This is a genomic window from Streptomyces durocortorensis, assembly GCF_016901035.1.
Taxonomy (GTDB): domain Bacteria; phylum Actinomycetota; class Actinomycetes; order Streptomycetales; family Streptomycetaceae; genus Streptomyces; species Streptomyces durocortorensis.
This window is the reverse complement of sequence record NZ_JAFEUF010000075.1, coordinates 24,482-30,907: the sequence shown is the minus strand read 5'-3', so window position 1 is coordinate 30,907 and position 6,426 is coordinate 24,482. Positions and strand designations below refer to the sequence as shown.

Sequence of the window (6,426 nt, the reverse complement as noted above, 5' to 3'; positions counted from 1 at the left end):
GACCATGATCGCCACAAACGGATCATGCCACCTGCCAGCAACGACGCCTCACCCGCTATCACGCACCAACTCGTAAGTGCCTCAAGCAGGGAGTCCAAGCTGGCCGACACGCCCTTCGACGCACGCTGAGTGAGGAAGAGCTGGTCGTTGAAGTCGTCGCTCCGCTGGGGCAGCCGCCCGCCTCGTGCGATAGCCGCCAGAGCGTCGAGGGCATCCTGTATCCACACGTTTTGCCTGTCGCGCGCCGAGCCGCCTCCTAATGGGAGGAACCAGATAGTGCCCAGGTCGTGCAGGTCTTCCGTTACGCGCATCCGAAGCTTGGCGTGCTGCAGGAAGGCCGCCTCGCTCTCCAGTGCGGTGGCGGCCCTTGCAACTTCGCGACCCTCTAGCTCCGAATCTCTAAGCTCGACGAGCCTCATATGCAAGTCCTTCATGAGTGCTCTGTCGTCATCTTGTCGTTGCTTCTTGCGGGTGTACGTCTCCTGGAGGACGTGCGCGTAGTAGCCGCCCACCAAGGTCACCAACCCCACCCAAATTTCATTCATGAGACGGCAGTATCGCGTAGTTGCTACTCCCGAAGGAGGCGTGTCGGGGCCCCGCCATGCCCGAGCGCAGACATCGCGTCGACCACCCGACAGGAGCCCATCAGCGACGCCTCATTGCCTCAACCGAAACGGTGAGGCTGGTCGGCTACCCATAGGCGGACGATGTGGTCGTCCACCAGGCTTTCTCATGGCCGCGTGGTCTCAGCCCGCCTTGAGCTGACGGTGGGCGAAGACAATGTCTCGTACCCGCAACACGGCTGTCGGGGCGATTAGTGACAGGACAGGTAGGGCGTAATGCCAGCCGTCGCCTGCGAGCACGTCCGTGCTGAGACGCATGGCTGCCTCTGTTGTTTGTGCGGCGTCGGGGGGCAGTTGCGCCAAGGCCAGGGTGTGGAACGTCTGGATGAAGGCGGTGCTGGCGGATTCGTTCACCATGCGCAGGCTGGGCGGCGTGCCGGTCAGGTAACCGGCCACGGCCGCGAACGCCTCTGCTCGGTCGTACGGGGCACTGAAGCCGTCCGCTGACGCCCGGGCTGCGGCCAGAGCTCCGAACGCCGCGTGGGCGATGGCGATGGCTGCGGTGGGCAGTTCCCAGGGCGGGATGCCCTGCCAGCTGCTCTCCCGTGCCAGTAATACCCTCTCAGCGTCCGCCTGTCGTCCAGGGGCTCTAAGGAGGAGCAGGACTAAAAGGTCTTCAACTCTCCACTGCCTTTCTGATGCTTTGAGTGTCTTCCACGCCTGCTCTACGGCCTCGCGAACCCGCTCGGCGCACTGCTGGTCTGCGTCCCCAATGGCCGCTAGAAGTTCAGCAAGATCGGCAATGTGTTCTCTCAGCTGTAGGGGTGAAGTGTCCGCGGTCCTCAGGTGCTCAAGCTGACGGTCGATGATGCTTGCGGCTTCGGCAGGGTCATGGGCGCGTAGGCCCGCCGCGACCGCTACGAGTGCGCGGCGCCTTCTGTCACTGTTCTCGTCGTCCGTCTCCTTCGCGAGCATCACGGCTCGCTCGCGCTCGCCGGCGAAGGCCAAGGCTTGGGCTGCGGCACCTTTGGCATTGCTCACGATGATGCCGGGAGCGCCGGCGAAGAGGGAGAAGTCAAGGGCTCCTTCAAAGCTGCTGGTGGCATCGGCGGCCTCGTGCGCCAGCCGTCGTGCGTCGGGGAGATGTCCTGCTGCGGCAGCTTCAACAGCGGTTGCTGCAAGGGCTTGAATCCGATCGGCCGGATCTCGGAGGCTGCGGGCCAGCAGCGCACCATCCGGATGCCGCCCCATGGCCGCCAGTGCCGTGCAGAGGGTGATCAGCCACCCTTCGCGAAGCGCGGCGGCACCCTGGGATGATCCGACCGCTTGCAGGGCCTGGTGCAGCCGTCGGTGCGCCTCATCGGGGTGGTTCTGCTCGGCTAGGTGGCATGCCTGCCTGGCCAGCACCTCGGCGGACTGTTCCTCCTTCGCGGGCTCGTGCGCGTGAGTGAGTACGGCACGGGCCTCGGCTCGGACGTCCCAGCCGAAGGCGGTGTGTCTGTCCTCAGGCACACTGGTCTCAAGGTCGCGAGCTTCGTCCGCGCAGCCGACGTCTACCAACGCGCGTGTGACTTGAGTGAGCATGGGGCCCAGGAGCATCGTCAGATCGCCGGCGTCTCTCTCCGGCAATGCTTCAGGATGGGTCAGGGCAGCCTTGAGATGTTGTGCCGCTTGCTGGGCCAGAGCATGTGCTTGTTCGGGCCATTGTGTAAACAGGGCCGAAGCTGCCGCGGCGTCGACGACGCAGGTGGTGAGCCCGGGGGGAAAGCTTCGTGCGTAGTCAGTGATGCGTTCATACAGCCGGGTCGCGCGCGGTGGGTCGGCCACGGAGGCGACGAAGGCCCATGCCCTTATGGGCGCGCCGGGGTCGGCCGGGTCTCTGGATGCCACGTCGTGAGCGTGCTGTTCGGCCTCCGCCAACAGTTCCTCTGCCAGCATGGCACTGTGAGGACGAGCTGCGGCGGCTGCTCGCGCCGTCGTCTCGGCGAGCAGTGCGACATCGTCGTACGACGACACTGAGCGCAGCGACTCAAGAAGTGCGCGCCCTTGCCCGCATTGGCCGATGGTGAACAGCGCGACGGCGGCCTCTGCGACCGCCGCTTCAGCCTCATACTCGTCCCCGCTCGGCGGAGATGATTCCGCACGAGCGCGGTCGGCCCACCACACCGCGTTCTTCGCCACATCGGCCGCCTGACTGGCGTACTGGTCACCGGCACCGGCCAAGGCCCGCGCCACGCTTGCCAGACGAACCGCCTTTTCAGCAGCATGCGGTGCCAGCAGGGCGAACTGCCGTGCTCGCTGCGAATGTCCCAGCCAGGCGAACGCCACAGCGAAACTTGCCGGCAGGGACCTGGCCTGCTCAGTCAGCAGGGTCCGAGAAGCAGCGAGCCCGGCCAGGGCCACCACGTCGACCGGACGGCGTTGGCGGATCATGTGGGCGCTTAACTCGATGTCGGACAGCGCCACATCAGGCGACGCACGCCCAAGCAGGGCTTGTTGGCGTTGCGGGTCGAGGGCTATGGCGGTCAGCCGCTCCCCATTCTTGTTGCCCGCCAGCATGTGTGGATAGTCGTACAGCAGGTAAGTGGGGGTGTCGGCCGGCCAGCCCCGAGCCTGGTACTCATCCGCCCAGGCATATAGCCGGTCCTCGAACTCGCTCACGTCCCCGAGGCGGTTAAGGGCGCGATTGCGTAGTTCGGTATGCCCCAGCGCGAGGGGATGAACGCCCACCGGCGTATCCGGAAGGCGCATCTCGCCATGGGCGCCGGGGACGAGACTACGACCGGTGACCCCACGCAACTGCCGCTCGACGTTGAAGGGCCGCACTCCGACAAGCTGGGTCAGGTCTGCTGCCGTCAGACTGCCTCGCGCCGCTACCAGAAGTCCAAGGAGAGGGACCCCAACCTGCTCATTCTGCAACAACTGGTCGACCTCACGCCCGGCCATGCGGCTGATGTCAGCCGCATGTGGCGAGGGGGCGAGGGAGCGGACGATATGCCGAAGGCGCAGCGGGTGGTCGCCGGGCACGTCGTCAGGGATTAGCGGATAGGGCCGACCGGTGACCACCACGCGCATGCCTGCCGGAGGGTTCCGCGGCAGCAGCGCGGCAATGCTCGGTTGGCCAGCTCCTGCGGCGTCCTCGTCCAGGCCATCCACTACGAGCACTAGGCGCCGACCGCGGTCCCGGCAGGCCTGCGCGGCCGCCTGACACAGACTAGGGAAGTCTTCCGGGCGCGCACCGGCGGCTGAGGGATCCTGCTCCCCAAGCGACGCCAGCTGCCGCATTACCGATTCCAGGAAACCCTTTTGATCGTTGCGCCCCAAGTAGTCGGCGATGAAGTACGCCACCAAGTCCACATCGTCTGGTCGGTGCCTTAGGACGAACTCTGACAGCAGCGCCGATTTGCCCGCCCAGGGGCCCGCCTGCCACCACATGTACCCGGTAGCACCCGGCAAATCCTCGCCGCCGCAGAACGCGACCAACTCCCGAAGCTCACTGTCCCTGTCCAATAGGCGAGCAGGCAGAATCCTCTGCTCAATCCAAGCGCCGTACCCGGAGGCCTTGACCGGCTCCAGCACCGTCGCTGTCTGGCGCCGCGGCCGGGCAGGTTGAGCCTGCTCCAGCTTGGTCCGCCACCAACGCTCATCGCATGGCTCTCTGGCCCACCCGCTCCACACCTGCACGACGGCGATCAACCGCTCGTCGCTACCTTCATAAGGGACCTTTGCTTTGCTGAAGTCGTCGTGCAGCCAATCCCTGAGACGCCGGTCAAGCGACGAGCCGTGCCCCTCGGCCGCCTTGGCTGCTATGCGACGCGAATACTTCTGTCCACCCTGGGCGTCATAGGCTGTTTTCGCCCTTCCTTCCAGTGCCCGCAGGGCGTCGTACAGCTCACGGGCAGCCTTGGACGTCTTCCCCATTCTCGCTCCATCCCCATCTGCCCGCCGCGTCGGGCTGCCCGCACCGGGCCCGGCGGGCACGCCCATGACCAGCAGCGTAGAGCCAGTTTTCCCGCTGTACCCGCTCTTTCGGACACCTGCCTCCCGAGCCCGGCACTGTCGTCCTGTCCGGCAGACGAGCCGGCAACGACAACATCGCATCACTCGCCGGAGGCCGCTATGACCATTACCCTCGCACTCTCCATCGCGCTCATCGTCGCCCTGGCAGTGCTGGCCGCAACCGCAGCCGCCGTTCTCGCCCGCGTCGACGGAGCCACCTTTCCCATCGCTCTCAAGGCCGCCGCCACCGTGTTCGCCGCAACCATCACCCTCGCCTGTGCCACAACCGCAGCCCTAGCCTCCGTGCTCCGCTGAATCGGATCCAGAGAGCAGTCCTGACCGCCATGGCCGCCGGAAGAGGGCAAAGATCGTCACGGGTTACCCATGTCTGCGCGAGGCAGGTCTCCGCGTGAAACCCCATCGAAGAGGCCCTGAAGTTCCGACGACTCGATGCCCTGCCCGTCGAGCCAGGTCAGCTCGCGCGAGGAGTCCGCGGTCTGTCCGCCTCCCCGGTGATCTGAAGCGCTGCCACTGATCAGGGCTGTCCAGGCGCGAGCCGCCTTACCGTCCTGGGACCCGAGCCGTGCCCGCGATGCCGAACCGACCACCGGCACGTTCACCAGGAACACCGACCGCCAGCCCGCGCTCTCGCCGAACACCGACGACAGCGGGGCGGCGGAGACGAGGACGCCACCAGCGCCAGACGGACTGATGTCCACCTGTGGTGGCCTCAGACGGCAGAGTTCTCGAGCCCTGTAACCCAAGGTAGGCGAACTGGCATGTGCCGCCGTAGGGTCCGCTCCGCCGGCACGAACTCGTGGACGAGTTCGTAGGGGGGAGAGTCCCTCAGCCGGTGGCAGTCTCCGGCAAGAACTGCAGCGAAGGCCAGCAATCTGCGGTCGGCCGGGCTCTTCAGCAGGCGTGCTGCAGCCCTGGCGCCTTCGCTGACCAGCCGCGCGGTCTTAACCAACTCGTCCTTGGCGGCTGGATCACCGTGTGCAAGGGCAGGCGACAAGCGGTCTCGTTCACCGACTGCGTGAGCAGCTGCCAGGACGAGAACCGTTGATGCTGCTGTCGCGGCGAGTTCGCCCGCATTGGTCATGGCGTTTGCCAGCAAGGGGAGAGAAGCGAAGGGGAGGGGGTCGGCGATCTCCCAGAGAGGCTCCGCGACTTGGAGCCCGGCATTTACTCCCGTACGGTCCACGCGCAGCGGCGGCCGGTCAGGAGAAGTCTGACGCAGTTCCCAGCGCTCGACGCTGGGGTCCGCGATGGCGGCTCTCAGGATTGCCCGAAACGCCTCTCTCAGGCTCTCAACGGTGATGTCGGGCACGTCCAGCCGCACGAGACTGCCCTGGCGTCTGATGTCCAGCACCGGGAATCTGGCTTCTCCGGCTGCCTGAACTATCGAGAGGTCTCGGCCGACGTAGTTCGAGTCCTCCGCGTCCGAGACGACCAGCGATGCGTTCTGCGCGTAGGCCACGGCGACTCCGTGCTCGAATCCACGACAAATGGCGCGAGCGCGGATTGCTGCGTCCAGTACCTCCTCCAGATCGGCCGACTGTCCGCCCAAGAGGAGTGTGCTGTTGACAGGATCCCAGCGGAAGTCCTCGTGTGCGTTCGCGTTACGCCACTCAGAGCGGATGGTTGAAGCAAGGATCTTGCACAGGGGGTGACTGACTTCGGCTGCAAGCAGATCCCGGATGGTGGCGAGCGAGGGCCCCTGCGGAATCGGCTTGCCCAGCAGTTGCATGACCACAACAGCGGTGCGCTTGACGTCTGCTTCCAGCACGGCCCGGTGCAGGTGGGGCCTCCCCCTGAGTGGTGGACACGCTGATACTGGATCTGCTTGATCCGGAGGAAGCGA

5 protein-coding genes are annotated in these 6,426 nt (G+C 65.9%); 1 reads left to right on the top strand and 4 read right to left on the bottom strand.

Annotated features, from left to right (window positions below; translation table 11 throughout):
• Together JS521_RS16650 and JS521_RS16645 are read right to left on the bottom strand one after the other, a co-directional pair.
• On the bottom strand, nt 1-545 hold a 545-nt coding region (locus tag JS521_RS16650; RefSeq protein ID WP_205083774.1), incomplete at its 3' end, for a hypothetical protein.
• A 201-nt stretch (nt 546-746) separates the two neighbouring features.
• Nucleotides 747-4,484 (bottom strand): P-loop domain-containing protein, encoded by a 3,738-nt coding sequence (locus tag JS521_RS16645; RefSeq protein WP_205083773.1) that lies wholly within the window; start codon nt 4,482-4,484, stop codon nt 747-749.
• Between the two features lie 198 nt (nt 4,485-4,682).
• Between JS521_RS16645 and JS521_RS16640 the strand changes: the two genes are divergently transcribed.
• Nucleotides 4,683-4,877: a hypothetical protein gene (locus JS521_RS16640; protein WP_205083772.1), complete on the top strand. Its 195-nt coding sequence runs from the start codon at nt 4,683-4,685 to the stop codon at nt 4,875-4,877.
• Nucleotides 4,878-4,933: 56 nt separating this feature from the next.
• Here the strand turns inward: JS521_RS16640 and JS521_RS16635 are convergent, their stop codons facing one another.
• Both JS521_RS16635 and JS521_RS16630 read right to left on the bottom strand, forming a co-directional pair.
• Entirely contained in the window at nt 4,934-5,281 is a 348-nt protein-coding gene (locus JS521_RS16635; protein WP_205083775.1) for a hypothetical protein, read from the bottom strand.
• An 11-nt stretch (nt 5,282-5,292) separates the two neighbouring features.
• Nucleotides 5,293-6,351, bottom strand: a complete 1,059-nt coding sequence (locus tag JS521_RS16630) for a hypothetical protein (RefSeq protein ID WP_205083771.1) — start codon at nt 6,349-6,351, stop codon at nt 5,293-5,295.
• Between the last annotated feature and the right edge of the window lie 75 nt (nt 6,352-6,426).